Source organism: Paenibacillus nuruki (assembly GCF_001721045.1).
In the GTDB taxonomy this organism is placed as follows: domain Bacteria; phylum Bacillota; class Bacilli; order Paenibacillales; family Paenibacillaceae; genus Saccharibacillus; species Saccharibacillus nuruki.
Window position 1 is genome coordinate 1 of sequence record NZ_MDER01000014.1, and the last position, 801, is coordinate 801.

Sequence of the window (801 nt, forward strand, 5' to 3'; positions counted from 1 at the left end):
CATCTAAATATATTTCTGCTTTTTCAAATACAGACGGTGGAGACATTATTTTGGGAATAGAAGATGATGGGGAAACATTAACAATCAAAAATCATTTAAATTCCTTTAATTTGGATAAAGCTTTAGCACTTTTAAATATTAAAGTAGAAATTAGATCTGAATCTTTTAATTATGATGGTCATAACCTTTATTTTATATCTATTGATAAATCTACAGAGTTAGTTGAAAGTGAAGGCATTCCTTATATAATTAATTTGAATGGAGAATTAACTGAGATGAGAAGAAAAACAGTATTTCTTTCTTATAGTCATAAAGATGCAGATCTTGCAGATATTATTGAAGATAGATTAGAAGAATATGAAGATATCAGTATAAGTAGAGATATTAAAATTACTCAGTACAGAGATAATTTGCCTCAATTTATGAGAACAATTAGGAATCATGATTTTGTTATTTCAATTGTTTCTAGTGAATATTTACATTCTATAAATTGTATGTACGAAATTACGGAGTTAATGAAAGATGATAACTTTAAAGATAGACTCTTATTCATTATTGTTAGTCATGAGGATGCCAAATACTACAGCGACAATAATAAATACAATAAATTTGAAGCAGGTCTTTATAATGTTACGAACCGATTGAACTATATCAAGCATTTAAATGAAGTCAATACCGATATTGAACAACAAATCATAGACGCTGCCCTGCCTACTGAAATGCTGGTTGAATTTGTCCGCGAAAAGAGAAAAGTAGCATCAATAATTCAACCAGCATCTATTTTTATGGATGAATTAAAAG

General features: G+C 28.2%; 1 protein-coding gene. It reads left to right on the top strand.

What is annotated here, in order from left to right; translation table 11 throughout:
* Positions 1-50 precede the first annotated feature (50 nt).
* The coding region (locus tag PTI45_RS01500) for a toll/interleukin-1 receptor domain-containing protein (RefSeq protein WP_245703388.1) at positions 51-801 on the top strand (751 nt) is incomplete at its 3' end.